Source organism: Micromonospora sp. RTBAU3-60 (genome assembly GCF_054963695.1).
Genome location: NZ_JBUEGB010000006.1, coordinates 1 through 23,863, shown reverse-complemented (window position 1 = coordinate 23,863; position 23,863 = coordinate 1). Strand labels below are relative to the sequence as shown.

Genomic DNA, 23,863 nt, shown 5'->3' with positions numbered 1-23,863 from the left:
GGGCCGGGGCGCCGGTGGTGCTCGAAGGGCCGGTGGCGGCTGGGGTGCCGGCGGTGGCTGGAGTGGCTGGGGTGGCGGTGGTGCCAGGCGTGTCCGTCGTGCCAGGCCCTCCCGTGGTGCCCGCTGTGCCGGTCGGGTCCGGCGACCAGGGGCGAGGCGACCACGGCGTCGGCGACCAGGCCGCTGGCGGCGCCCACGGCTGCGGGGCGGCGAGCGGGTCCGGCAGAGTCCAGGACCCGGGTGCCGGTGGGGTGGTGGGATCGGGGTGGCCCCCGTCGGCCGGCGGCTCGGGGGTCGGCGTTGGCTCGGACATCAGGTCAGCTCGCAGGGGACGCGTGGGACGGCCGGTGCGGTGGTGGGGGGACCCCGACCAGGGCCCTCAATGTACGGCCCGGGGGCAATTCCGGGCGGCCCCGCACCCCACCCGTCCGGGCGGGCCGGCCCATTCCGCCCCGCCTCGATGCCCGGATCGGAGGTGGCCGCCGTCCGGGGTGAGCGCGTGCCGGAGGTCGCTCGCCCGGGTGATTCGTCCGATCCTTGCCCTCCGCCCACCCGTTCGCTCAGATTCAATGATTGTTTACCCGCCTTCCGAGCACGCATCGTGAGCGAAACTGGGTTAGGCTGCGGACCATGTGTGGAATCGTGGGTTACGCCGGCGCGCGCCCGGCGCTCGGCATCGTGCTGGACGGACTGCGGCGGCTGGAATACCGCGGCTACGACTCGGCCGGCGTGGCCGTCGTCTGCGACGACGAGCTGCTGATCGAGAAGAAGGCCGGCAAGCTGGCCAACCTGGAGAAGGTCCTCGCCGAGCGCGCGGCCAGCGATCCGGAGTCCTGCGCGGCCAGCCCGATCGGCATCGGCGACGGCACCACCAGCATCGGCCACACCCGGTGGGCCACCCACGGCGGGCCGACCGACCGCAACGCCCACCCACACCTGTCCCCGGACGGCCGGGTCGCCGTGATCCACAACGGCATCATCGAGAACTTCGCCCGGCTCCGCGCCGAGCTGGAAGCCGACGGCGTCGAGTTCGCCAGCGACACCGACACCGAGTGCGCCGCCCACCTGCTGGCCCGGTCGCTGGCCGAACTGCGCGCGGCCGGCGAGATCGACAGCCCGCAGCTGCTCGCCTCCGCCATGCGGCTGGTCTGCCAGCGGCTCGAGGGCGCCTTCACCCTGCTCGCCGTCGACGCCGGGATCCCCGGCGCGGTGGTCGGCGCCCGGCGCAACTCGCCCCTGGTCGTCGGCCGCGGTGACGGGGAGAACTACCTGGCCAGCGACGTGGCCGCGTTCATCGAGCACACCCGCGACGCGGTCGAGCTGGGCCAGGACCAGATCGTCCTGATCACCCCGGACGACATCCAGATCACCGACTTCGCCGGCCAGCCCGCCACCGGCAAGGACTTCCACATCGACTGGGACTCCTCCGCCGCCGAGAAGGGCGGCTACGACTGGTTCATGCTCAAGGAGATCGAGGAGCAGCCGCAGGCGATCGCCGACACGCTGCTCGGCCGGCTCACCGAGACCGGTGAGATCGCCCTCGACGAGGTCCGCCTCAGCGAGCAGGACCTGCGCGACGTCGACAAGATCTTCATCGTCGCCTGCGGCACCGCCTACCACTCCGGCCTGGTCGCCAAGTACGCCATCGAGCACTGGACCCGGATCCCCTGCGAGGTGGAGCTGGCCAGCGAGTTCCGCTACCGCGACCCGGTGCTCGACCGCTCCACGCTGATCGTGGTGATCTCGCAGTCCGGCGAGACCATGGACACCCTGATGGCCCTGCGCCACGCCAAGGAGCAGAAGGCCCGGGTGCTGGCCATCTGCAACACCAACGGCTCCACCATCCCGCGCGAGTCCGACGCCGTCCTCTACACCCACGGCGGCCCGGAGATCGCGGTCGCCTCGACCAAGGCGTTCCTCACCCAGCTGGTCGCCTGCTATCTGATCGGTCTGCACCTGGCCCAGGTGCGCGGGATCAAGTTCGCCGACGAGGTCGGCGCGGTCGTCGCCCAGCTCCAGGAGGTGCCGGGCAAGCTGCGCGAACTGCTCGACCGGATCGAGCCGGTCCGGGAGCTCGCCCGCGACCTGAAGTCCGAACCGACCGTGCTCTTCATCGGCCGGCACGTCGGCTACCCGGTGGCGCTGGAGGGTGCGCTGAAGCTCAAGGAGCTGGCGTACATGCACGCCGAGGGCTTCGCCGCCGGCGAGCTGAAGCACGGCCCGATCGCGCTGATCGACAAGGGCACCCCGGTCATCTGCATCGTGCCGTCGCCGATCGGTCGGGGCATGCTGCACGACAAGGTCGTCTCCAACATCCAGGAGGTGCGCGCCCGCGGCGCTCGCACCATCGTGATCGCCGAGGAGGGCGACCAGGCGGTCGTCCGCTACGCCGACCACCTGATCTACGTGCCCCGAGTGCCCACCCTGCTGGCACCGCTGGTGACCACGGTGCCGCTCCAGGTGCTCGCCGCCGAGATCGCCGCCGCGCGCGGGCACGACGTCGACCAGCCGCGCAACCTGGCCAAGTCGGTCACCGTCGAGTAGTCCACCCTGACCGGGCCCCTCCGCCCCACGGTGGAGGGGCCTCGTCATGCCCGCACCCGCCGCGCTCATCGGCCCAGCACGATCCGGGCCATCCCGTCCAGCGCCGGGTTGCCGGGCTCCCAGTAGCCGGCGTGGCCGTAGCGGCCGCTGGGGAAGCGCCGGCCGCCGAAGCCAGGGTCGCTCGAGTCACGCCCGAACCACAGCTCGGGGTCGCGCCGGTCCAGCACCGCCGCCACCGGGCCGAGCGGCGTCCCCGCCAGCACCGCCCGGCGGGCCAGCTCGTCCGGTGGCCGGGCCAGCCGGATCACGTCGTCCGGCGCCGTGCTGGCCCAGACCTGGCCGGGAGGCATCCGCAGCTCGCGCGCGTGGTCGACCCCGGTGCCGGGGGAGCCGACGAAGACCAGTGCGTCCGCGCTCAGCCCGTGGTCGCGGGCGGCGGTGCCGACCACCAGCGAGCCGTAGCTGTGGCCGAGCACGGTCTGCCGGGCCGGCGGACCCTCGTGCGAGGCGCGCAGCCCCTCCTGGAACCGGTGCAGCGCCGGCCCGGCGTCCTCGGCCTGCCCGGCCCGGGCCGCCTCGGGCAGGAAGTCCGGTGCGTCGTAGTCCAGCCAGAGCACCGCCGCCGTCTCCTCGCCCGGCCCGAGCGCGGCGCACCGGTCCAGCACCCGGGCGGCCCGGCCCAGCTCGCCGGGGGCGTCGGCGAGGTCCGCGGTCATGCCCGGGACGTACGTCAGCACCGCCGTGGCCCGGTCCGGGTTGCCCAGCGCCACCACGGCCCGCCCGTCCCCGGCCGGGTCGAGCCCGAGCAGGTACGCCCGGGGCGCCCGCGGCGCGGCCAGCCGTTCGGTGAGCGCGTCGAGGCCGCGCAGGGCCGCCTCCACCCGGGCGAGTCGGGCCAGCCGGGCCAGCTCGGGCAGCCCCGGCGGCAGCGGGCGCAACCGGGCCGCGCGGGCGGCGGCCAACCCCGCCCGCCGCTCGGCCAGCAGCAACCGGTTGGCCTGGTCCCGAGCCGCCACCGGCACCCCGTCGAGGCCACCGACCCGGGCCGGCTCGTGGCCGACCAGCCAACGGCGCTCGGCCGGGGTGAGCCCGGCCCACCAGCGGCTCACCTCGGCCGGACCGGCGCCCGGTGCCGGTCGCCGGCCCGGCGGGACGCTCACCCAGCCGGTGACCGCCGCCGTGGCCAACTCGCCCAGCCGGGCGGCGGCTTCCCGGTCCGCCCCGCCGGCCAGCGCCAGCGCGTCGCGCAGCTCGGCCGCCACCAGGGCCACCCCGGCGCCCACCGGGGCGGCGGGACGCCGGCGGGCCGGATCGGGCCGGACCGCCCCGACCCGGTCCACCAGCAGGCCGCCCGCGTCGGCGTGCGCCACGGCGGCGGCGAGCCGGGCCTTCGCCGTGCCGAGCCGGACGGCGAACTCGGCGAGCACCTGGTCGACCTCGACCAGCGCGGGCAGCACCTCGGTCAGCCCGCCGTGCAGTGCCCCGATCCGCCCCTGCGCCGCAGCGGCGGCCCCGCCGGACCAGCCGGGACGCAGGGCGGTCAGCCGGGCGGCCAGCCCGTCGGCCCGCTGCCGGACCGGGCCGACCAGCCCCCGCCAGGCCCCCCCGGCCCGGGTCCAGGCACCCGGGTCGGCCCGCCAGAGCTGGGCGTATTCGACCAGGGCGGGGCCGCTCACCGGGGGATCCCGGCCAGCCGTCGGGCGGCCCGCTCGTCGGTCGCCTGGTAGCCGTCGGCGGCGCTGCGGACCGCCTCGGCGGTGTCCGCCACCCGGGCGGCGAGCGCCCCGCACCAGCGGTGCACCGCCGCCTCCAGCTCGGCCAGCGCGGCCCCGGCTCGCCAGCCGTCGGCCGGCACCACCAGCCCCGGCGTCCCGGCCAGCCCGTGCGCCAGCCGGTAGGCGTCGTCGCCCAGCTGGCGGGCGACCCCGCGCAGCAACTCCGGCTCGACGGTGAACGGCTCCTCGGTCATCGGTGGACTCCCCGGGGAACAGGCCGTCGGCGGGACCCACCGGCGGCGACACGAACGATCGGGCAACCGGGACGCTAGGCGGCGCCCGCCGGCCCGCACCGGCCCTGTGGACAACCGGCGGTGGGCGTACCCCCGGGTTGTCCACAGGCGTTGTCCACCGCGCAGCCGGTGGCTAATCTGCGGCCGCGACCGCCGGTAGGGTGAGGCCCGTGATCGTGGCTGTCGGCATCGACGTCGTGCTGGTGGACCGGTTCGCCCGGGCCCTGGCGCGGACACCGCTGCTCGCCGACCGCCTGTTCACCGAGGCCGAGCGGTTCACCCGCGCCGGCAACCCGCGCTCGCCCGAGTCGATGGCCGCCCGGTTCGCCGCCAAGGAAGCGGTGGCCAAGGCGCTCGGTGCGCCGGGCGGGCTGCGCTGGCACGACTGCGAGATCGTGTCGGATCCGGACGGTCGGCCCTGGCTGACCGTCTCCGGCACGGTGGCCGCCGCCGCGGCCGAACGCGGGATCAACCGCTGGCATCTGTCGTTGTCACACGACGGCGGGATCGCGTCGGCCATGGTGGTCGCGGAACGGTGAGGCGACCGGCGGGCCGGCAGGCCGGTTGGGCGGAACGACGAACGGGACGGGGTGGCATGAGACCGGTGTGGCGGGTCGCGGACGTACGCGCGGCGGAGGCCGGCCTGATGGCCACCCTCCCGCCCGGGGCGCTGATGCAGCGGGCCGCCGCCGGGCTGGCCCGCCGCTGCGCGCTGCTGCTCGCCGAGCGGGGCGGCGTCTACGGCGCCCAGGTGCTGCTGCTGGTCGGCTCCGGCGACAACGGCGGCGACACCCTGTACGCGGGCGCGCACCTGGCCCGCCGTGGTGCCGCGGTCTCCACCCTGCTGCTCACCCCCGGCCGCGCGCACGCCGAGGGGCTGGCCGCGCTGCGGGCCGCCGGCGGACGGCTGGTGGACCGGCCCCCGGCGGTGGTGGACCTGGTGCTCGACGGCATCGTCGGGATCGGCGGCGCCGGCGGGCTGCGGGAGACCGCCGAGCAGCTCGCCGCGAGCCTGGCGGAGCGCTCCGGGCGGGACGGCACCCGGGCCACCGTGGTGGCGGTGGACGTGCCGAGCGGCGTCGCGGTGGACACCGGCCACGTGCCGCTCACCGCCGCCGGCCGCCCCTGCGCGGTACGCGCCGACGTGACGGTCGCCTTCGGGGCGCTGAAGCCGGCCCTGGTGGTCGGCCCGGCCGCCGCGCTCGCCGGGCACGTGGAGTTGGTCGACATCGGGCTGGGGCCGTGGCTGCGCGGGACCCCGGCGCTGCGGGTCACCGAGTGGTCGGACGTGGTCGACTGGTGGCCCCGGCTCGGCCCGTCCTCGGAGAAGTACAGCCGGGGCGTGGTCGGGGTGGCGACCGGCTCTGCCACGTACCCCGGCGCGGCGGTGCTCTCGGTGGGCGGCGCGCTGGCCGGTCCGACCGGCATGGTCCGCTACGCGGGCGGGGCCCGCGCGGAGGTGCTGCACCACCATCCGTCAGTGATCGCCACCGGCCGGGTCGCCGACGCCGGCCGGGTGCAGGCCTGGGTCTGCGGCTCCGGGCTGGGCACGGGCGAGCCGGCCGCCACCGAGCTGCGCGCCGTGCTCAGCGCGCCGGTGCCGGCCGTGCTCGACGCCGACGCGCTCACCCTGCTGGTCGACGGCGCGATGGCGGACCTGCTGCGCAAGCGGGACGCGCCGATCGTGGTGACCCCGCACGACCGGGAGTACGCCCGGCTCTGCGGGGAGACCCCGGGAACGGACCGGGTGGGAGCCGCGCTGCGGCTGGCCGCCTGGATGAAGGCGGTGGTGTTGCTCAAGGGCGACCGCACGATCATCGGCACCCCGGACGGCCGGGCGTACGTCAATCCGACCGGCACCGCGGTGCTGGCCACCGGGGGCACCGGCGACGTGCTGGCCGGGCTCCTCGGCTCGCTGCTCGCCGCCGGGCTGCCGGCCGAGCGGGCGGCCGCCGCGGCGGCGTACCTGCACGGGCTCGCCGGCCGGGAGGCGGCCCGCACCGGGCCGGTGACCGCACCCGACGTGGCGACCGCGCTCCGCCCGGTGATCGCCCGCCTGGGCTGACGGCGAACCGCCGCCCGCCGCTGGGCCGGCGGTGGGCGCGGCCGGCGGGCGGACCACGCGGCTCCGGGCCACGGTGATCACCGGCGGAAGTAGGCTGGGGGCATGTGGCAGTCGGAGGTGCGCGTCGACCTGGACGCGATCCGGGAGAATGTGGCCCGCCTCAAGTCGGGCACCAGCGCCGAGTTGATGGCGGTGGTGAAGGCCGACGGGTACGGCCACGGTATGGTGCCGGCCGCCCGCGCGGCGCTCGACGCCGGCGCGGACTGGCTCGGGGTCTGCACGCTGGACGAGGCGCTGACCCTGCGCCAGCAGGGGATCATCGCGCCGGTGCTGGCCTGGCTGCTCGACCCGGGGCTGCCGCTGCACGACGGCGTCGCGGTCGGCGTCGACCTGGGCTGCGCCAGCCTCACCCAGCTCGACGAGATGATCGAGGCGGGCCGCCGGGCGGACCGCCCGGCCCGGCTGCACCTGAAGATCGACACCGGCCTGTCACGGGGCGGCGCCACCGTCGCCGACTGGCCCGCCCTGCTGGAGGCCGCCGCGAAGGCCCAGGCCGACGGCCTGGTCGAGGTGGTCGGGGTGTGGAGCCACTTCGTGTACGCGGACTCGCCCGGCCACCCCACCATCGACCGCCAGCTCGCCGTCTTCCACGAGGGGCTGGAGATGGCGGAGACGGCGGGGCTGCGGCCCCGCTACCGGCACCTGGCCAACTCGGCCGCCACGCTGACCCGCCCGGACGCCCACTTCGACCTGGTTCGTCCCGGTCTGGCGATCTACGGCCTCTCCCCGGTGGCCGGCGAGCAGTTCGGCCTGCGTCCGGCGATGACCGCCCGGGCCCGGGTGATGCTGACCAAGCGGGTCCCGGCCGGCACCGGCGTATCGTACGGCCACACCTACCTGACCGAGCGGGAGGCCAACCTGGCCGTCGTCCCGCTCGGGTACGCCGACGGGGTGCCCCGGCACGCCTCGAACACCGGTCCGGTGCAGCTCGGCGGCAAGCGGCGGACCATCTCGGGCCGGGTCTGCATGGACCAGTTCGTGCTGGACTGCGGCGACGACGAGGTGGCGGCCGGGGACGTGGCGACCCTCTTCGGCAGCGGCGCGGACGGCGAGCCCACCGCCGACGACTGGGCCGACGCGGTCGGCACCATCAACTACGAGATCGTGACCCGGTTCGGCGGGGTCCGGGTGCCCCGCGTCTACGACGGCGAACACCCGTGAGTCCTCGGTTCCGTGTTCCCCGGCCGCGTACCGCCGCGGGGCGGGTGGCCGGAGTGGTCGGCGCCGCCGTCGGTGTCGCCGCCGCGGGGCTCGCCGCGGGGGTGGTGAGTGAGCGGGTCCTGGTCCGCCGCCTCAAGACCGACTCCACCGACCGGTACGCCGACGAGGACTTCGGCCGGCTGCGGTACGACGAGGCGTACCGGCTGGAGATGCCGGACGGCACGGACATCCACGTGGAGGTGGTCGAGCCGACGCGGCCGGTCGCCGGGCACCCGACCGTGGTGCTGGTGCACGGCTTCTGCCTGGACATGGGGACCTTCCACTTCCAGCGCCAGCTGCTCGCCGCCCGGGGCGACTACCGGATCGTGGCGTACGACCAGCCGGGGCACGGGCGCTCGGGAAAGCTGGAGACCGGCGAGTACGACCTGGCCAGGCTGGGCCGGACGCTGCGCCGGGTGCTCGACGAGGTGGCCCCGGAGGGGCCGCTGGTGCTGGTCGGGCACTCGATGGGCGGCATGACGATCATGGCGCTGGCCGAGCTCTACCCGGAGCTGTTCGGCGAGCGGGTGGTCGGCACCGTGCTGATGGCCACCTCGGGCGGCCTGCTCGCGGAGACCAAGCTGGTGGCGCCCGCGCTGCTCGGCCGGGTCGGCGCGCCGGTGCTCTACATGATGAGCAACGCCACCCGGTACGGCGGCACGGTGATCGACAAGGCCCGGAAGTCGACGTCCAACGTCGCCTGGCTGCTGACCCGCCGCTACGGCTTCGGCGCCGCGAAGCCCAGCCCGGCCCTGGTGTCGTACGTCGAGACGATGAACTCGCGTACCTCGGCCGACACGGTCACCCGCTACCTGCGCACGCTGGCCACCCACTCGCGCTTCCCGGCGCTGGCCGCGCTGGCCGGCACGCCGGTGCTGGTGATCGTGGGGGACAAGGACATGATCACCCCGGTGACCCACTCCGAGGAGATCGTCCGGCGGCTGCCGCACGCCGAGTTCGTGAAGATCCACGACAGTGGGCACGTGGTGATGCTGGAGCACGCCGACGAGGTGAACGCGGCGCTGGAGCGGTTCCTGGAGGGGTTGTGACCGTCGTCGTGGAGCTGAAGACGGTCGACGACACCCGCGAGTTCGGCCGCCGGCTGGCCGGGATGCTGCACGCGGGTGACCTGCTGCTGCTCAGCGGCCCGTTGGGGGCCGGGAAGACCGCGCTGACCCAGGGCATCGGGGCCGGCCTGGGGGTGCGCGGCGACGTCACCTCGCCGACCTTCGTGATCGCCCGGGTGCACCGGCCGGACCCGGCCCGGGGCGGGCGGGTGGCCCTGGTGCACGCCGACGCGTACCGGCTGGGGGAGTCCGCCGACCCGCGCGCCGAGATCGACGACCTGGACCTGGACGCCTCGGTGGACGAGTCGGTCACCGTGGTCGAGTGGGGCGAGGGCATGGTCGAGCAGTTGGTCGACGCCCATCTGCGGGTCCGCATCGACCGGCGGGAGGACGACACCCGGGTGGTCACGCTGGAGCCGGTCGGCGGCGACTGGGCGGCCCGGCTGGCCACCCTGGACTGACGGCTGTCGTACCCGCTGCCTACAGTGCCCGGGACCGATCAGACCGGCGGAAGGTTGCCGATGCCCCACGACGCCCCCACCCTCGACCTGCTGGCGCTCCTCCCCGACGCGTGGCGCGCGGCGCTCACCCCGCACCTCGACCCGGCCAGCACCACGGCGCTGGCCGAGTTCGTCGCCGGGGAGTACGCGACCCAGACGGTCTTCCCGCCGGTCGAGGACCTGTTCTCCGCCTACCGGCTGTGCGGGCCGGCGGAGTGCCGGGTGCTGATCCTCGGGCAGGACCCCTACCACAAGGCGGGGCAGGCGCACGGGCTGAGCTTCAGCGTCCGCGACGGGGTGGCGGTGCCGCCGTCGCTGCGCAACGTCTTCAAGGAGCTCGGCGAGGACCTGGGCGTGCCGAAGCCGCGCAGCGGCAACCTGACCGGCTGGGCGGCGCAGGGCGTGCTGCTGCTCAACTCGGTGCTCACCGTCCGGCAGGCCACCCCGGGCTCGCACGCCAACAAGGGCTGGGAGGAGTTCACCGACGCCACCATCCGCGCCCTGGACGCCCTCGACCAGCGGGTGGTCTTCCTGCTCTGGGGCGGATACGCGCGCAAGAAGGCGGCCCTGGTCACCAACCCGCGGCACGTGGTGCTGGAGGCCGGCCACCCCAGCCCGATGAACCCGCGCGGCTTCCTCGGCAGCCGGCCGTTCAGCGCGGCGAACAAGGCGCTGGCCGACGCCGGCCTGCCCACCGTCGACTGGGAACGCTCCGCCGGCTGACCGCCCGGGGACGGCCAGCCGCCCGGGCGGGTGGCGGGACGCCCTATTGACTCAGGGCTATCGCTTCGTGGCGCACGGTAGTAGGCTCTGCCCCGGCTACGGCAGACGGGGAGGAAGCGTGTCCGCGACCATCACCTCGGACGGCTGGTCGACGGCGCCGGCCGCGCTGGCGGCGAACGCCGACCGGTTCCTCGCGCTGGCCGGCTCCGTCCGGCCCGACACCATGGCGACCGCCGACTGGACGGTCACCGACACCCTGGCCCACCTGGTGTCGCTGGCCTGGTACTACGTCCGGCTGGTCGACCCGGCCAGCGAACCGCTGCCGATCCCCGGCCTCGACGAGCAGCTCCCGCTGGTCACCGTCGACACCGTGGCCGACGCCAACGACCTGGTGCTCCGGCACCTGACCGACCGTGACCCCGCGCGCCTGCTCGACCGGCTGCGCGGGGACGTCGACCGCCTGCTGGCGCGCTGCGCGGACCGCGGGCCGGACGAGGTGGTGCCCTGGCTCGGCGACGCCCGGGTGCCCCTCGCCGGCCTGCTCGCCCACCTGGTCAACGAGCTGCTCGTGCACGGCCACGACATCGCCCGCGCGGCCCGCCGGCCGTGGACCGTCCCGCCGCGGGACGCCGCGCTGTTCCTGGAGCTGTTCATGGCCGGGGTGGTCCGGCACGGCTACGGCCGGCTGCTCGACGGGGTCGACCCGCCCCGGCGGCCCCGGATCGTCGTGCGGTTCACCTCCGCCTGGTCGGCGCCCCTGACGCTCACCATGGACCACGGGCGGGTGCGGTTCGCCGAGCCGGCGGAGCGGCCGGACGTCACCATCCGCTTCCACCCGCCGACGCTCAACCTGATGATGTTCGGCCGGGTCAGCCGGGCCCGCGCGGTGCTCACCGGCCGGGTCCGGATCGGCGGCCCGCGACCGTGGCTGCTGCCATCGTTCCTCCGGGTGTTCCGCACGCCGAGCTGAGCCCGCCGGCCACGGCCCCGGTGCCGTCCCGGGCGGGGAGGGGCGTCACCGCCGGTAACCGGAGTGGCGACTAGGCTGGCACATTGTGCTCGTACTCGTGGTGGACTCCTCGACGCCCGCGGTGACCGCGGCCCTGGTCGAGGTCTCGGCGGACGCGGTCGCGACCCGCGCGCAGCGGTGCACGGTCGACGCCCGGGCCCACGGGGAGCTGCTCGCCCCGCAGGTCGACGCGGTGCTGGCCGACGCGGACGCCCGCGCCGCCGACCTGGCCGCGATCGTCGCCGGGCTCGGCCCGGGGCCGTTCACCGGGCTGCGGGTCGGCCTGGTCACCGCGGCCACCATGGGCCAGGTGCTCGGCATCCCCACGTACGGGGTCTGCTCGCTGGACGGGATGGGCCAGCCGGCGGCCGCCGGCGAGCCGGTCCTGGCGGCCAGCGACGCCCGACGCCGGGAGGTCTACTGGGCCGTCTACGACGGCGCCGGCCAGCGGATCGCCGGGCCGAACGTGGACACCCCCGCGGTCGCCGCGGAGCGCGCCCGGGACCTGGCCGTCACCGTCGCGGTCGGCGACGGCGCCCACCGGTACGCGGACGTCCTGGGCCTTCCGGTGCGCGCCGAGCCGCGTTACCCGGACGCGACGGCGCTGGCCCGGCTCGCCGCCGAGCGGATCCGCGCGGGCGCCCCCGGCGAGCCGCTCACCCCGCTCTACCTGCGCCGCCCGGACGCCGTCGCGGCGACCGGCCACAAGCCGGTCCTGCCATGACGGAGGTACGGCTCGGCCGGTTCCGCTGGTGGCACATCGACCAGGTGCTGCCGCTCGAGGCGGACCTCTTCGGCGTCGAGCAGTGGTCCCCGGCGATGTTCTGGAACGAGCTGGCCAACGGGCACTTCTACCTGGTCGCCACCGACCCCGACGGGGCCGTGCTCGGCTACGCGGGGCTGCTGGTGGCGCCGCCCGACGAGGCGTGGGTGCAGAACATCGCGGTCCGGCGCGACGCGCAGCGCCGCGGGATCGGCCGCGCGCTGCTGGAGGCGCTGCTCGCCGAGGCGGCCCAGCGCGGGGTCCGCAGCACGCTGCTCGAGGTCGCCGCGGACAACGCCCCGGCGCAGCGGCTCTACGCGACGTACGGCTTCGAGCCGATCGGCGTGCGCCGCGGCTACTACCAACCGAGCAACACCGACGCGCTGGTCATGCAGCGCAACGAGGACTGACGAGCATGGCTGACGAACCCCTGATCCTCGGCATCGAGACCTCCTGCGACGAGACCGGGGTCGGCATCGTGCGCGGGCACACCCTGCTCGCCGACGCATTGGCCTCCAGCGTCGAGCAGCACGCCCGGTTCGGCGGCGTGGTGCCCGAGGTGGCCAGCCGGGCCCACCTGGAGGCCATCGTGCCCACCATGGACCGGGCATTGAAGCAGGCCGGGGTGACCATCGCGGACATCGACGCGATCGCCGTCACCTCCGGGCCGGGCCTGGCGGGCGCGCTGCTCGTCGGAGTCGCCGCGGCCAAGGGGTACGCGGTCGCCGCCGAGAAGCCGGTGTACGGGGTGAACCACCTCGCCGCGCACGTCGCGGTGGACACCCTGGAGCACGGCCCGCTGCCCGAGCCGGCGATCGCCCTGCTGGTCTCCGGCGGGCACTCCTCGCTGCTGCGCGTCGACGACCTGGCCCGGGGGGTCACCCCGCTCGGCGCCACCATCGACGACGCCGCCGGTGAGGCGTTCGACAAGGTGGCCCGGCTGCTCGGGCTGCCGTTCCCGGGCGGCCCGTGGATCGACCGGGAGGCGCGGGCCGGTGACCGGGCGGCCATCGCCTTCCCGCGCGGCCTGACCGCGCCCAAGGACCTGGCCGCCCACCGCTACGACTTCTCCTTCTCCGGCCTGAAGACGGCGGTGGCCCGCTGGGTGGAGGCGCGGCAGCGGGCCGGCGAGCCGGTCCCGGTCGCCGACGTGGCCGCGTCCTTCCAGGAGGCGGTCTGCGACGTGCTGGTCGGCAAGGCGCTGGACGCCTGCCGGAGCAGCGGGATCGAGACGCTGGTGATCGGCGGCGGGGTGGCGGCCAACTCGCGGCTGCGGGCGATGGCCGAGGAGCGGGCGGCCAAGCACGGCATCCGGATACGTACGCCCCGCCCGAACCTCTGCACCGACAACGGCGCGATGGTGGCCGCGCTGGGCTCGCACCTGGTCGCCTCGGGCGTCGCCCCGAGCCGCCTCGACCTGCCCGCCGACTCCGCGATGCCGCTGACCGTGGTCAGCGTCTGAGCGGGAGGGAACGACGTGATCGTGCGGATGTGGGAGGCGAAGGCCGAGCCGTACGGCTTCGCCGACCTGATCACCTGGGTCTGCGAGACCGTGCTGCCCGAGTTCGAGCACGACCCGCTGCACCTGTCCAGCGAGGTGTTCTCCTCCACCGACCACCGGCTGGTGGTGATCTCCAAGTGGCGGAGCAACCCGCGGGAGCTGCCCGAGCCGCCGATGCGGCTGGTGGCGCGGCCGCCGCACGCCTGGGACTTCACGCAGGTCGACCGCTGACCCGGCAGGGCCGGCCGGCGGCGGGAATTGGTTGGCGTGGCCGGCCGTCGGCCACCTAGCGTCGAGGCGTCATGCGTTTCTCCCCGGCCGGCGATCCCGGCACCCCCGACGCCCGGTCCGCCACCCGTTACCTGGTCTGGCTGGCCGGTCGACACCCGCTGATCTTCGGCACCGGCCTCGCGCTCGGCGTCGTCTGGATGGTGGCGCAGGCGCTGATGCCGGCCGCCGTCGGCCGGGCCATCGACGCCGGTCTCGCCCACGGCGACCCGGACGCCCTGCTGCGCTGGGGGCTCGTGCTGCTGGGGCTGGGTCTCCTCCAGGCCACCGCGGGCATCCTCCGGCACCGCTGCGCGGTACACAACTGGCTCGGCGCCGCGTACCGGACCGTGCAGGTCGCCGTGGACGCCACCAACCGGCTCGGTGCCGCGCTGCCCCGTCGGGTCGCCGCGGGCGAGGTGGTCAGCATCGGCACGGCCGACATCGAGCACATCGGCAGCGCCATCGACATCACCGCCCGGGGCGCCGGGTCGGTGGTGGCGATCGTCACCGTGGCGATGATCCTGCTCACCGCGTCCCTGCCGCTCGGGCTGGTTGTGGTGCTCGGCGTGCCGCTGCTGATGGGGCTGGTGGCGCTGCTGATCCGGCCGCTGCACCGGCAGCAGGCGGCGTACCGGGACTCGACCGGCCGGCTCACCGCCCGCGCCGCCGACATCGTCTCCGGGTTGCGGGTGCTGCGCGGCGTGGGCGGGGAACCGGTGCTGGGCGCCCGGTACCGGGAGCAGTCCCAGGCGCTGCGCGCCGACGGCCTGCGGGTGGCCCGGGTGGAGTCGCTGCTCCAGGCGGCGCAGATCCTGCTGCCCGGCGTCTTCGTGGTGCTGGTGACCTGGCTGGGGGCCCGGTTCGCGCTGGCCGGCGAGATCAGCGCCGGTCAACTCGTCGCGTTCTACGGCTACACCGCCTTCCTGGTCAGCCCGCTGCGTAACCTCACCGAGGCGGCGGACAAGCTGACCCGGGGGCACGTCGCCGCCCGTCGGGTGGTCCGGCTGCTCCGCCTCGCCCCGGAGTTCACCGACCCGGCCCGACCGGTGCCGCTGCCCGCCGGGCCGGGCGAGCTGGTGGACGTCCGGTCGGGGCTGGTGCTGCGGCCGGGCCGGCTCACCGCGCTGGCGGCCAGCGCCCCGGAGGACGCGGCCGAGATCGCCGACCGGCTCGGCCGGTACGTCGACGCGGACGTGACGCTGCACGGCGTACCGCTGCGGGACGTGGCACTGGCGACGGTGCGCGAGCGGATCCTGGTGGTCGACAACGACGCGCAGCTCTTCAGTGGCCCGCTGTGGACGGAGCTGGACCCGCACGACCGGGGCGACCGGGCCGCGGTCGAGGCGGCGCTGGCCACGGCCGGCGCGACCGACATCGTCGAGGCGCTGCCCGACGGGCTGGACAGCCCGGTGGCCGAACGTGGCCGGGAGTTCTCCGGCGGGCAGCGGCAGCGGCTCCGGCTGGCCCGGGCGCTGGTCGCGGACCCGGAGACGCTGATCCTGGTCGAGCCGACCAGCGCGGTGGACGCGCACACCGAGGCGCGGATCGCCGACCGGTTGTCCGCCGCGCGTCCCGGCCGGACCACGCTCGTCTGCACCACCAGTCCGCTGGTGCTCGGCCGCGCCGAGCACGTGGTGTTCGTGGAGGACGGCAAGGTGGTCGCGGAGGGCCGCCACGAGGAGCTGCTCGCCGCCGAGCCACGTTACGCGGCCACGGTGAGCCGGGAGGAGGACCGGTGAGCGCCGCCCTGCCCGTCGCCGACGCCGGCCAGGTCCGCCGGTACGCGCGGGCCCTGGTCCGCCGGCACCCGCGCGGGCTGGCCGCCGCGCTCGGCCTGCACGCGCTCGCCGCGGCCGCCGGCCTGGTCGCGCCCCGCCTCCTCGGCGACCTGGTGGAGGGGATCTCGCGGGGTGTCGGCAGCGTCACCGTCGACCGGATCGCGCTGGCCATCGCCGGTTTCGTGGTCGCCCAGTCGGTGCTGGTCCGCTTCGCCCACCTGGCCTCGGCCCGGCTCGGCGAGCGGGTCCTCGCCGAGCTGCGCGAGGAGTTCGTCGAGCGGGTGCTCGCCCTGCCGCTGGCCACGGTGGAGCGCGCCGGCACCGGCGACCTGCTCACCCGCACCTCCCGAGACGTCTCGGCGCTCTCCCGGACGGTGCGGTTCGCCGTGCCGGAGACGCTGATCTCGGCGGTCACCGTGCTGCTGATCCTCGGCGCGCTGCTGCTGACCGGCCCGCTGCTGGTGCTGCCCGCGCTGCTGGCGGTCCCGGTGCTGGTCGCCGGCACCCGCTGGTACCTGCGCCGCGCGCCGGAGGGCTACCTGCGGGAGAACGCGGCGTACTCGGACATCACCGACGGGATCAGCGAGGTGGTGGAGGGGTCCCGGACCACGGAGGCGCTGCGGCAGCAGGCCCGCCGCCGGGCCCGCACCGACGCCGACATCCGCCGGTCGTACGCGGCCGAGCGCTACACCCTGTACCTGCGCACGGTCTTCTGGCCGGTGGCCGAGTTCGGGTACGTCGTACCGGTGGTGGCCACCCTGCTCATCGGTGGTTGGTTCCACCTCAAGGGCTGGGTGAGCCTCGGGCAGGTCACCGCGGCCACCCTCTACGCCCAGCAACTGGTGGACCCGGTCGACCGGCTCCTCGCCTGGCTGGACGAGCTTCAGGTCGGCGGCGCCTCGCTGGCCCGCCTGCTCGGGGTGGCCGCCGACCCCGCCGCCAACCGCGCCGCCAATCCCGCCGCTGACCGCGCCGTCGATCCGGCCGACGACCAGGCGGAGCCCGCCGGCCGGGGGCCGGCGCCGGGTGCCGGCCGGCTGGCCGCGCACGACGTCCGGTACGCGTACCGGGCGGGGCACGACGTGCTGCACGGGGTGACCCTGGTGCCCCGGCCGGGGGAGAAGCTGGCCATGGTGGGCCCGTCCGGCGCGGGGAAGTCCACGCTGGGGCGGCTGCTGGCCGGCGTGCATCCGCCCCGCTCCGGCTCGGTCACCGTGGACGGCCGGCCGCTCATCGGGCTGCCCCTGGCCGAGCTGCGGAGCCACGTCGCGCTGGTCAGCCAGGAGCACCACGTCTTCATCGGCACCCTGGCCGAGAACGTGGCGATGGTCCGCCCGGACGCGGAGCCGGCCCGGGTACGCGCCGCGCTGGCCGCCGTTGACGCGCTGGGCTGGGCGGAGGCGTTGCCGGACGGGCTGGACACCCGGGTCGGGGCGGGCGGACACCCGCTCTCGCCCGCCCAGGCACAGCAGCTCGCGCTGGCCCGACTGGTGCTCGCCGACCCGCACACGCTGGTGCTGGACGAGGCCACCTCGCTGATCGATCCGCGCGCCGCCCGGGCGCTGGAACGCTCCCTGGCCGCCGTGTTGGCGGGGCGGACGGTCATCGCCATCGCGCACCGGCTCTTCTCCGCCCACGACGCCGACCGGGTGGCGGTGGTGGAGGACGGCCGGATCACCGAGCTGGGCTCCCACGACGAGCTGGTCGCCGCCGGCGGCTCTTACGCCGCGCTCTGGCGCTCCTGGCACGGCTGAGGTCGTCAGCCGACGTCGAGGGGGTCGGCGAGGAGGCGGTCGAAGGCCAGTTCGGCGGCCCCGATCAGCGCCGCGTCCTCGCCGAGCTTGGGCGTACGCAGCCGCACGTGCTCCAGGCAGGCGGGCAGCCCGTTGGAGTTGAGCCGACTGCGCACCTGGGCGGCGGCGGCCAGGTAGAGGTCGCGCATGGTGCCGCCGAAGATGACCATCTCCGGGTTGAAGATGTTGACCAGGTTGGCCACCCCGAAGCCGAGCCAGTCGCCGGCCTGCCGGACGGCGGTCTGGGCGCGGGCGTCGCCCCGGTCGGCCGCGTCGAAGACGGCCAGCAACGCCTCTCGGCCCCGGGCGTCGGACCGGCCGGCGGCCCGGAGCAGGCCGTGCTCGCCGATCTCGGTCTCCCAGCAGCCCCGGTGCCCGCAGTCGCAGAGCACGCCGTCGCGGACCACCACCATGTGGCCGACCTCGCCGCTGTAGCCGCCGTGCCCGGTGAGCCGCCGCCCGCCGGCGATGATGCCGGCCCCGACGCCCACGTCCCCGTACAGGTAGATGACGTTGTCGCAGCCGGCCGCGACGCCGCGGGCGTGCTCGGCGAAGGCGGCCACGTCGGCCACGTTGCCCACCGTGATCGGCACGTCGATGCCCAGTTCGGCGGCGAGCGCCGCGCCGATCGGCTCGTCCACCCAGCCCGTGGTCGGGCTCAGCCGGACCAGCCCGTCCTCCCGGCGGACCATGCCGCAGACGGCGACGCCGGCCCCGATGCAGATGGAGTCCGCCGGCACCGACTGGTGCATCTCCTTGACCGCGCCGGCCAGCAGTGGCGCGGCCTCCCCGGCGACCAGGTTCCGCGGCCGGTCCAGCTCCCGGCGGTCGAGTACCACACCACCCAGACCGATCCGCGCGGCCCGCAGCCGGTCCACCTCCACGCTGTACGCGTACGCGTAGACCCGGGCCGACTCGGGCCGGACGACCAACGACGGTCGTCCGGCCCGGCCGGTCTCCCGCGGCGTCCCCTCGCTGACCAGACCGGCGCCGGCCAGGTCGGCGGTCAGCGCGCCGATGGTGCTGCGGTTGAGCCCGAGGGCGGTGGTCAGCTCGGCGCGGGTGGTGGCGCCGTGCACGTGCACGTAGCGCAGCAACGCGCCCAGGTTCTGCCGACGGATGTCGTCCTGGCTGGGACCTGTACGCATTGCTACGACCATCTCGGGAGAGTTCAGCGGGTACCGGTGGCGGCGGAGCGCCGCCGGGACAGTGCGTCGACACCGGCGGCGAGCAGCAGCACCAGACCGGTGAAGATGTACTTCAGGCCGGAGCTCAGGTCCAGCAGTCCCATGCCGTTGATGATGACAGCCACCACGGCGCCACCGAGCACCGCGTTGATCATCCGGCCCTTGCCGCCGAACAGGCTGGTGCCGCCGATGACCGCCGCGCCGACGGCGTACAGCAGGACGTTGCTGCCACCGGTGTTCGGGTCGACGGACCGGTCCTTGCTGGCCGCGATGATGCCGCCGATCGCCGCCATGGCGGAGCAGATCACGAACGCGGAGATCTTGATGCGGTCGACGTTGATGCCGGCACGCCGGGCGGCCTCCTGGTTGCCGCCGACCGCGTAGAGGTGCCGGCCGTATGCGGTGCGGTTGAGCACGAACGTCCAGAAGACGAGCAGCACCCCGATGATCGGCACGACCACCGGCATGCCCTTGTTCGAGGTGATCAGCGGATTGATGCTGCGTTCCTGGTTGAGCACGAGGACGGCGAGGCCGATCAGCACGGCGAGCCCGGCGATCCGGGCGAGCACCACCACCATCGGGTCGGTGATCAGGCCGCGGGTGACCCGGTTCCGGTGCCGCAGCAGCTGTGCGGCGGCGTACCCGAGGACCGCGACGGCGGCCAGCAGCCAGCCGATGGCCGGCGGGATCCGGTCGTTCTCGATGCCGACGATGACCCCGTCGCTGATCGAGATGTTGGTGCCCTCCTTCATCAGCAGCAGCACCACGCCCTGGAAGGCGAGGAAGCCGGCCAGCGTGACCACGAAGGACGGGATGCCCACCTTGGCCACCAGGAAGCCCAGGGTCAGGCCGATCACCACGCCGGTGGCCAGCGCGGCGAGGACCGCCACGTACCACGGGTAGCCCAGCACGGTGACCACGTTGGCCAGGATCGCGGCGCAGACGCCGCTGGCGAAGCCGGCCGAGAGGTCGATCTCGCCGAGCAGCAGCACGAAGATCAGGCCCATCGCGATCACCGTGACCGCCGCGCCCTGGGTGAACAGGTTCGCGAAGTTCGCCGCGGAGAAGAAGACCGGGCGGACGATCGCGAAGACCAGGCAGAGCACGACGAGGCCGATGACGGCGGGCAGGGAACCGAGGTCGCCACCCCGTACCCGGGCCACGTAGCTGCGGACGTGGTCGCCGACGGTGGGCGCCGGCGTGACGGCCGCCGGCCCTTCCTGCTGCACGACGGTGGTGGTCATCGGAGGGCTCCTGGGGTCGCGTCGGCGGGCTCGCTGCCGTTGCCCGACTCGGCACGCAGGCCGAGGTTGCCGGAGCGGCCGGCGGTGATCAGCTCGACCACCTGCGAGTGGGTGATGTCGGTGGTCTTCACCTGGGCGACCATCTGGCCGAGGTAGAGCGCGGCGATCCGGTCGGAGACGGCGAAGACGTCGTTCATGTTGTGCGAGATGAGCACCACAGCCAGCCCCTTGTCGGCCAGCCGGCGGACCAGCTCCAGCACCTGCGCGGTCTGCGCGACGCCGAGCGCGGCGGTCGGCTCGTCCAGGATGACCAGCTTGCTGTTCCAGAGCACCGCCTTGGCGATCGCCACGGTCTGGCGCTGGCCGCCGGAGAGGCTGGAGACGTGCTGGCGCAGCGACTTGACGGTGCGGACGCTGAGCCCGGCCAGGGTCTCGGCGGCCATCTGCTCCATGGTCGGCTCGTCGAGCACGATCCCGCTGCGCTTCTCCCGCCCGAGGAACATGTTCTGCACGATGTCGAGGTTGTCGCAGAGCGCGAGGTCCTGGTAGACGACCTCGATGCCGAGCGCGGCGGCGTCCCGGGGGTTGTTGATGTGCACCGGGCGGCCCTCGAAGAGAAACTCGCCGGCGTCGGTGGGGTAGATGCCGCTGATGCACTTGACCAGCGTGGACTTGCCGGCGCCGTTGTCGCCGACCAGCGCCGTCACCTCGCCGGGGTGGGCGGAGAGGGCGACGTCGCGCAGCACCTGGACGGGACCGAAGCTCTTGTCGATCCCGCGCAGTTCCAGCAGGGGGGTTGCGGACACGGGGGTCTCCTTTGCGCGGAGGGGAGATCTCGGAGCCCGTCCGGTGGCGCGCCCGCCCGGCACGGTGGTCACCGTGCCGGGCGGCGTCGCCGGAGCGGGATGGCGTCGCGTACGGGTCAGCTGATGCCGGCGTCGGCGCAGAGCTTGGCGTACGCCCCGGTGCAGAGCTCGTCCTTGGTCACGAAGCCGTCGGCCACGACGTCCTTGACGTTGTCCTTGTAGATGGCCTTCGGCTCGAGCAGCACGGCGGCGACGTCCCGACCGCTCTCCGGGTCCTTCACCGACTGGCCGGTGTCCTTCCGCTGACCCTTGGCGAGCGAGATGGCGAGATCGGCGGCCGCGTCCGCCTCCTTCTTGATCGCCTTGTAGACCGTCATGCACTGGTCACCGGCGAGGATGTTCTGCAGGCCCTGCGGCGTGGCGTCCTGGCCGGTCACCGGGACCTTGCCGTTGAGCTGGTTCTTCTTCAGCACCGAGATGGCCGCGTTGCCGAGGCCGTCGTTGGCCGCGAGCACGCCGTCGATCTTGCCCTTGGTCTGGGTCAGCATCTGCTCGAAGATGACGCCGGCCTGCGCGTTGTCCCAGTCCGGGACGGACTGGTCCGGGCCCTTGACGTACTCCTTGGCGTTGAACTTCGGCTTGAGCACCGAGTCGTAGCCGTTCTTGAACAGGGTGGCGTTGTTGTCGGTCGGCGAGCCGTTCAGGTACGCGACGACCGGGTTCTTGGCGCCCTTGTCGGTCAGGCACTTGCTCAGGCCCTCGCCCTGGAGCTTGCCGACGGCCTCGTTGTCGAAGCTGACGTAGTACTGGGCGGAGCCGCCCAGGGTCAGCCGGTCGTAGTCGATGGTGGCGACGCCCTGCGACTTCGCCTTCTCCAGCACCGCCTTGCCGGTCCCGGAGTCCAGGTTGACGATCATCAGGGCGGTAACGCCGCTGGTCAGCATGCCGTCCGCGATGGTGGAGAAGGCGGACTTGTCGCCCTGGGCGTTCTGGATGGTGTAGTCGACGCCGGCGGCCTTGAAGGCCTCCTCCAGGAACTTGCGGTCCGCGCCCTCCCAGCGGGCGGAGGACTTGCTGTCCGGGAGGATCACGCCGATCTTCGGCTTCTTGGCGCTGCCGGCCTGGTCGGAACCGCCGTTGTCGCCACAGGCGGCCACGCTGCCGGTGGCCAGCAGGCCGACGGCGGCGAAGGTGAGGAAGCCCTTGCGCATGTGCTCGGGTCCTTTCCGGGGGTGGGGGAGTGGTCGGTGTTTGTTGTGTCCGGCAACGTATTCCTGGGCGCGCGGAGAGCGCAAGACTGCCGAGGTCAGTAGTTTGTTGGCGGCGGTAACAATTCAGCAACGCGATTGTCGCCTCGCTGTCACTCGGCTGAGAGCGCTCTCCCGCGAGGTGCGGGAACGCCCCCGGGTGGGGTGCCAGGGAGGCTCAGGCGGCGGCGATCGGTGCGGTGACGGCGCCGGTCAGCGCGACCAGATCTGCCGGCGCGAGTTGCAGTTGCAGGCCGCGGCGGCCCGCCGAGACGTAGACGGTCGGGTGGCCCAGGGCGGACGCGTCGACCACGGTCGGCAGCCGCTTGCGCTGACCCAGCGGGCTGATCCCGCCGCGCACGTAGCCGGTGGCCCGCTCGGCCACGGCCCGGTCCGCCATGGTGGCCCGCTTGCCGCCGGCCGCGGCAGCGAGGGCCTTGAGGTCCAGCTCGCCGGTGACCGGCACGACCGCCACGGTCAGCGCGCCGTCGACCTCGGTGACCAGGGACTTGAACACCCGCTCCGGCGGCACCCCGAGGGCCGCCGCGACCAGCGCGCCGTAGTTCGGCGCGTCCGGTGAGACCTGGTACGGGTGGGTGCTGTGCGTGATCCTCCGCTTCGCCAGCAGCGCCGTCGCCGGAGTGCCCTGTCCCGCCATGCCCGACAAACTAGTCCCGCCCGCCCCTGCGGGGCGAGCCGAATCCGCTCTCAGCCCGTTACCGGCCGGCACACCAGCACGGTCGGCGCGCCGTCCACCCGGGTCAGCACCAGGCTGGCCGCCGCGTCGCCGGCGAGCTTCAGGTCCCGGCGCAGCTTCTCCGGTTCCAGCGCCGAGCCGCGCTTGAGGATCTCCACCCGGCCTACCCGGCGCTCCCGGAGCAGGGCGCGCAGCCGCTTCAGCGAGAACGGCAGCACGTCGGTGACCTCCAGGCAGCGGGCGAAGGCGGTGACGGCTCGGCCGTCCGTGTAGAGGTAGGCGATGCTCGGGTCGGCCAGCGTCCCGCCCAGGTCCGCGGCCAGTTCGGCGAGCAGGTGGGCCCGAACCACCGCCGGGTCCGGGTCGGACACGTACCGCCGGACCGGTCCCACCGGCGCCTCGTTCTCCCCGGAGCCGGTCAGCTGCCAGCAGCGGGCCCCTCCGTCAGCGGAGGCGTCAGGAGGGGGCCCCTCCTTCAGCAGGGTCGCGCGGCGGGGGACCTCGGCCAGTTCGCCGCACCAGAGGGCGGCCTCGACCAGGTCGCCGGCCACGCTGACCCACTCCGCCTCGGCGCCCGCCGGGATCAGCGCGTGGTCCAGCCCCGGGGCCACCTTGACCACGGTCCGCGGCACCCGCTCGGCCAGCCCGGTGACGAAGTCCCAGGGTGGCGAGTAGGCGTTCGGGTCGAAGATCCGCCGCCCGGTGCCGGTCGTCCGCCGCGCCGGGTCGCAGAAGACCGCGTCCACCCGGGTCACGTCGAACGCCGTGGCGTCCCCGCACTCGACGGTCACCAGCTCGGCCAGCCCGGCCGCCTCGGCGTTCGCGGCGGCCATCGCGGCGGTCACCGGGTCGGCCTCCACCCCGTACACCCGGATGCCCGCGCGGGCGGCGGCGAGCGCGTCGGCGCCGAGGCCGCACCCCAGGTCGGCGAGGCTGCGCACGCCGGCGGCGCGCAGCCGTGCGGCCCGCCGGTCGGCGACCACCCGCCGGGTGGCCTGCTCCAACCCGGGGCGGGTGAGGAACATGTCGGCGCCCTCCGGCCCGAACTTGCCGACCGCCCGGCGCCGCAGCTCGGCCTGGGTGAGCGCGGCGGCGGCCAGCCCGGCCGGGATCCCCGCCGCGCGGAGCCGGGCCGCCGCGCTCAGCGGGTCGCCGCCGGCCACCTCGGCGGCCGCCGCGAGCGCGGCCGACCCCTCGGGGGTACGCAGCGCGGCGAACTGGTCGAGATCCACCCGCCCATTCTCCCGGCCCTGCCTCCGGCCGGTCGCCGAGGTGGCGGGCTCCGACGGCCCGGGACACCGCGACCTCGCCGACTTGGTGGTGTCGGCGGGGCGGACGCTGCGGGGTCGCCGATGTGGCGGGGTCCGGCGGGGCGGATGCTGCGGGGTCGCCGATGTGGCG

Annotated in this window: 22 protein-coding genes; 14 read left to right on the top strand and 8 right to left on the bottom strand. The window is 74.8% G+C overall.

The annotated features are described in order from the left end of the window. The first annotated feature begins 630 nt into the window (after positions 1-630). On the top strand, positions 631-2,544 hold the full coding sequence (gene glmS / locus ACY34I_RS07940) for a glutamine--fructose-6-phosphate transaminase (isomerizing) (protein WP_462753899.1): 1,914 nt from the start codon (positions 631-633) through the stop codon (positions 2,542-2,544). 65 nt (positions 2,545-2,609) lie between these two features. Here the strand turns inward: glmS and ACY34I_RS07935 are convergent, their stop codons facing one another. Both ACY34I_RS07935 and ACY34I_RS07930 read right to left on the bottom strand, forming a co-directional pair. Continuing rightward, complete coding sequence (locus ACY34I_RS07935) at positions 2,610-4,220, bottom strand: alpha/beta hydrolase (protein WP_462753897.1); 1,611 nt, start codon at positions 4,218-4,220, stop codon at positions 2,610-2,612. Further along, positions 4,217-4,513 (bottom strand): type VII secretion target, encoded by a 297-nt coding sequence (locus ACY34I_RS07930; protein WP_462753895.1) that lies wholly within the window; start codon positions 4,511-4,513, stop codon positions 4,217-4,219. The genes ACY34I_RS07935 and ACY34I_RS07930 overlap by 4 nt, the downstream gene beginning before the upstream one ends. Positions 4,514-4,722: 209 nt before the next feature. Between ACY34I_RS07930 and ACY34I_RS07925 the strand changes: the two genes are divergently transcribed. From ACY34I_RS07925 to ACY34I_RS07865, 13 genes are all read left to right on the top strand, one after another. Beyond that, positions 4,723-5,091, top strand: coding sequence for a holo-ACP synthase (locus ACY34I_RS07925; protein WP_148793559.1), 369 nt, complete (start codon positions 4,723-4,725; stop codon positions 5,089-5,091). A gap of 56 nt (positions 5,092-5,147) precedes the next feature. Beyond that, the gene (locus ACY34I_RS07920; protein ID WP_462753893.1) at positions 5,148-6,617 is read left to right on the top strand and encodes an NAD(P)H-hydrate dehydratase; all 1,470 of its coding nucleotides are present in this window, start codon (positions 5,148-5,150) and stop codon (positions 6,615-6,617) included. A gap of 102 nt (positions 6,618-6,719) precedes the next feature. Continuing rightward, complete coding sequence (alr, locus tag ACY34I_RS07915) at positions 6,720-7,838, top strand: alanine racemase (protein ID WP_462753891.1); 1,119 nt, start codon at positions 6,720-6,722, stop codon at positions 7,836-7,838. Next, entirely contained in the window at positions 7,835-8,926 is a 1,092-nt protein-coding gene (locus ACY34I_RS07910; protein ID WP_462753889.1) for an alpha/beta fold hydrolase, read from the top strand. The genes alr and ACY34I_RS07910 overlap by 4 nt, the downstream gene beginning before the upstream one ends. Beyond that, positions 8,923-9,405: a tRNA (adenosine(37)-N6)-threonylcarbamoyltransferase complex ATPase subunit type 1 TsaE gene (gene tsaE / locus ACY34I_RS07905; RefSeq protein ID WP_462753887.1), complete on the top strand. Its 483-nt coding sequence runs from the start codon at positions 8,923-8,925 to the stop codon at positions 9,403-9,405. The genes ACY34I_RS07910 and tsaE overlap by 4 nt, the downstream gene beginning before the upstream one ends. A 60-nt stretch (positions 9,406-9,465) precedes the next feature. After that, positions 9,466-10,167: a uracil-DNA glycosylase gene (gene ung, locus ACY34I_RS07900; RefSeq protein WP_462753885.1), complete on the top strand. Its 702-nt coding sequence runs from the start codon at positions 9,466-9,468 to the stop codon at positions 10,165-10,167. A gap of 118 nt (positions 10,168-10,285) precedes the next feature. Continuing rightward, positions 10,286-11,137 carry a maleylpyruvate isomerase N-terminal domain-containing protein gene (locus tag ACY34I_RS07895; protein ID WP_462753883.1) on the top strand — a complete coding sequence of 284 codons (852 nt, stop codon included), beginning with the start codon at positions 10,286-10,288 and terminating at the stop codon, positions 11,135-11,137. Positions 11,138-11,222: 85 nt separating this feature from the next. Continuing rightward, positions 11,223-11,900, top strand: coding sequence for a tRNA (adenosine(37)-N6)-threonylcarbamoyltransferase complex dimerization subunit type 1 TsaB (gene tsaB, locus ACY34I_RS07890; RefSeq protein WP_462753881.1), 678 nt, complete (start codon positions 11,223-11,225; stop codon positions 11,898-11,900). Then, positions 11,897-12,349 (top strand): ribosomal protein S18-alanine N-acetyltransferase, encoded by a 453-nt coding sequence (gene rimI, locus ACY34I_RS07885; protein ID WP_462753879.1) that lies wholly within the window; start codon positions 11,897-11,899, stop codon positions 12,347-12,349. Before tsaB ends, rimI begins: the two co-directional genes overlap by 4 nt. Before the next feature lie 5 nt (positions 12,350-12,354). Further along, entirely contained in the window at positions 12,355-13,401 is a 1,047-nt protein-coding gene (tsaD, locus tag ACY34I_RS07880) for a tRNA (adenosine(37)-N6)-threonylcarbamoyltransferase complex transferase subunit TsaD (RefSeq protein WP_462753877.1), read from the top strand. Positions 13,402-13,416: 15 nt separating this feature from the next. Beyond that, positions 13,417-13,671 carry a hypothetical protein gene (locus tag ACY34I_RS07875; protein ID WP_148793579.1) on the top strand — a complete coding sequence of 85 codons (255 nt, stop codon included), beginning with the start codon at positions 13,417-13,419 and terminating at the stop codon, positions 13,669-13,671. Positions 13,672-13,742: 71 nt separating this feature from the next. After that, a complete protein-coding gene (locus ACY34I_RS07870) occupies positions 13,743-15,449 on the top strand; it encodes an ABC transporter ATP-binding protein (protein WP_462753875.1) in 1,707 nt (568 codons plus the stop codon). Continuing rightward, a complete protein-coding gene (locus ACY34I_RS07865; RefSeq protein ID WP_462753873.1) occupies positions 15,446-17,242 on the top strand; it encodes an ABC transporter ATP-binding protein in 1,797 nt (598 codons plus the stop codon). The genes ACY34I_RS07870 and ACY34I_RS07865 overlap by 4 nt, the downstream gene beginning before the upstream one ends. A gap of 5 nt (positions 17,243-17,247) precedes the next feature. Here ACY34I_RS07865 and ACY34I_RS07860 read toward each other — a convergent pair whose 3' ends face one another. The 6 genes from ACY34I_RS07860 to ACY34I_RS07835 form a co-directional block, all read right to left on the bottom strand. After that, positions 17,248-18,429, bottom strand: coding sequence for an ROK family protein (locus tag ACY34I_RS07860; protein ID WP_148793585.1), 1,182 nt, complete (start codon positions 18,427-18,429; stop codon positions 17,248-17,250). A gap of 23 nt (positions 18,430-18,452) precedes the next feature. After that, a complete protein-coding gene (locus ACY34I_RS07855; protein ID WP_462753871.1) occupies positions 18,453-19,712 on the bottom strand; it encodes a sugar ABC transporter permease in 1,260 nt (419 codons plus the stop codon). After that, positions 19,709-20,518: an ATP-binding cassette domain-containing protein gene (locus ACY34I_RS07850; RefSeq protein WP_148793590.1), complete on the bottom strand. Its 810-nt coding sequence runs from the start codon at positions 20,516-20,518 to the stop codon at positions 19,709-19,711. The genes ACY34I_RS07855 and ACY34I_RS07850 overlap by 4 nt, the downstream gene beginning before the upstream one ends. A 116-nt stretch (positions 20,519-20,634) precedes the next feature. Next, the gene (locus ACY34I_RS07845) at positions 20,635-21,729 is read right to left on the bottom strand and encodes a sugar ABC transporter substrate-binding protein (RefSeq protein ID WP_462753868.1); all 1,095 of its coding nucleotides are present in this window, start codon (positions 21,727-21,729) and stop codon (positions 20,635-20,637) included. A gap of 214 nt (positions 21,730-21,943) precedes the next feature. After that, on the bottom strand, positions 21,944-22,423 hold the full coding sequence (gene ybaK / locus ACY34I_RS07840) for a Cys-tRNA(Pro) deacylase (RefSeq protein WP_462753866.1): 480 nt from the start codon (positions 22,421-22,423) through the stop codon (positions 21,944-21,946). Between the two features lie 50 nt (positions 22,424-22,473). After that, positions 22,474-23,694 carry a THUMP-like domain-containing protein gene (locus ACY34I_RS07835; protein ID WP_462753865.1) on the bottom strand — a complete coding sequence of 407 codons (1,221 nt, stop codon included), beginning with the start codon at positions 23,692-23,694 and terminating at the stop codon, positions 22,474-22,476. Positions 23,695-23,863 lie beyond the last annotated feature (169 nt).

Coding starts and splice junctions, on each gene's coding strand:
- ybaK (WP_462753866.1), bottom strand. CDS start 22,423: ATGGCGGGACAGGGCACTCCGGCGACGGCGCTGCTGGCGAAGCGGAGG.
- rimI (WP_462753879.1), top strand. CDS start 11,897: ATGACGGAGGTACGGCTCGGCCGGTTCCGCTGGTGGCACATCGACCAG.
- ACY34I_RS07930 (WP_462753895.1), bottom strand. CDS start 4,513: ATGACCGAGGAGCCGTTCACCGTCGAGCCGGAGTTGCTGCGCGGGGTC.
- glmS (WP_462753899.1), top strand. CDS start 631: ATGTGTGGAATCGTGGGTTACGCCGGCGCGCGCCCGGCGCTCGGCATC.
- tsaD (WP_462753877.1), top strand. CDS start 12,355: ATGGCTGACGAACCCCTGATCCTCGGCATCGAGACCTCCTGCGACGAG.
- ACY34I_RS07855 (WP_462753871.1), bottom strand. CDS start 19,712: ATGACCACCACCGTCGTGCAGCAGGAAGGGCCGGCGGCCGTCACGCCG.
- ACY34I_RS07870 (WP_462753875.1), top strand. CDS start 13,743: ATGCGTTTCTCCCCGGCCGGCGATCCCGGCACCCCCGACGCCCGGTCC.
- ung (WP_462753885.1), top strand. CDS start 9,466: ATGCCCCACGACGCCCCCACCCTCGACCTGCTGGCGCTCCTCCCCGAC.
- ACY34I_RS07920 (WP_462753893.1), top strand. CDS start 5,148: ATGAGACCGGTGTGGCGGGTCGCGGACGTACGCGCGGCGGAGGCCGGC.
- ACY34I_RS07860 (WP_148793585.1), bottom strand. CDS start 18,429: ATGCGTACAGGTCCCAGCCAGGACGACATCCGTCGGCAGAACCTGGGC.
- alr (WP_462753891.1), top strand. CDS start 6,720: ATGTGGCAGTCGGAGGTGCGCGTCGACCTGGACGCGATCCGGGAGAAT.
- ACY34I_RS07845 (WP_462753868.1), bottom strand. CDS start 21,729: ATGCGCAAGGGCTTCCTCACCTTCGCCGCCGTCGGCCTGCTGGCCACC.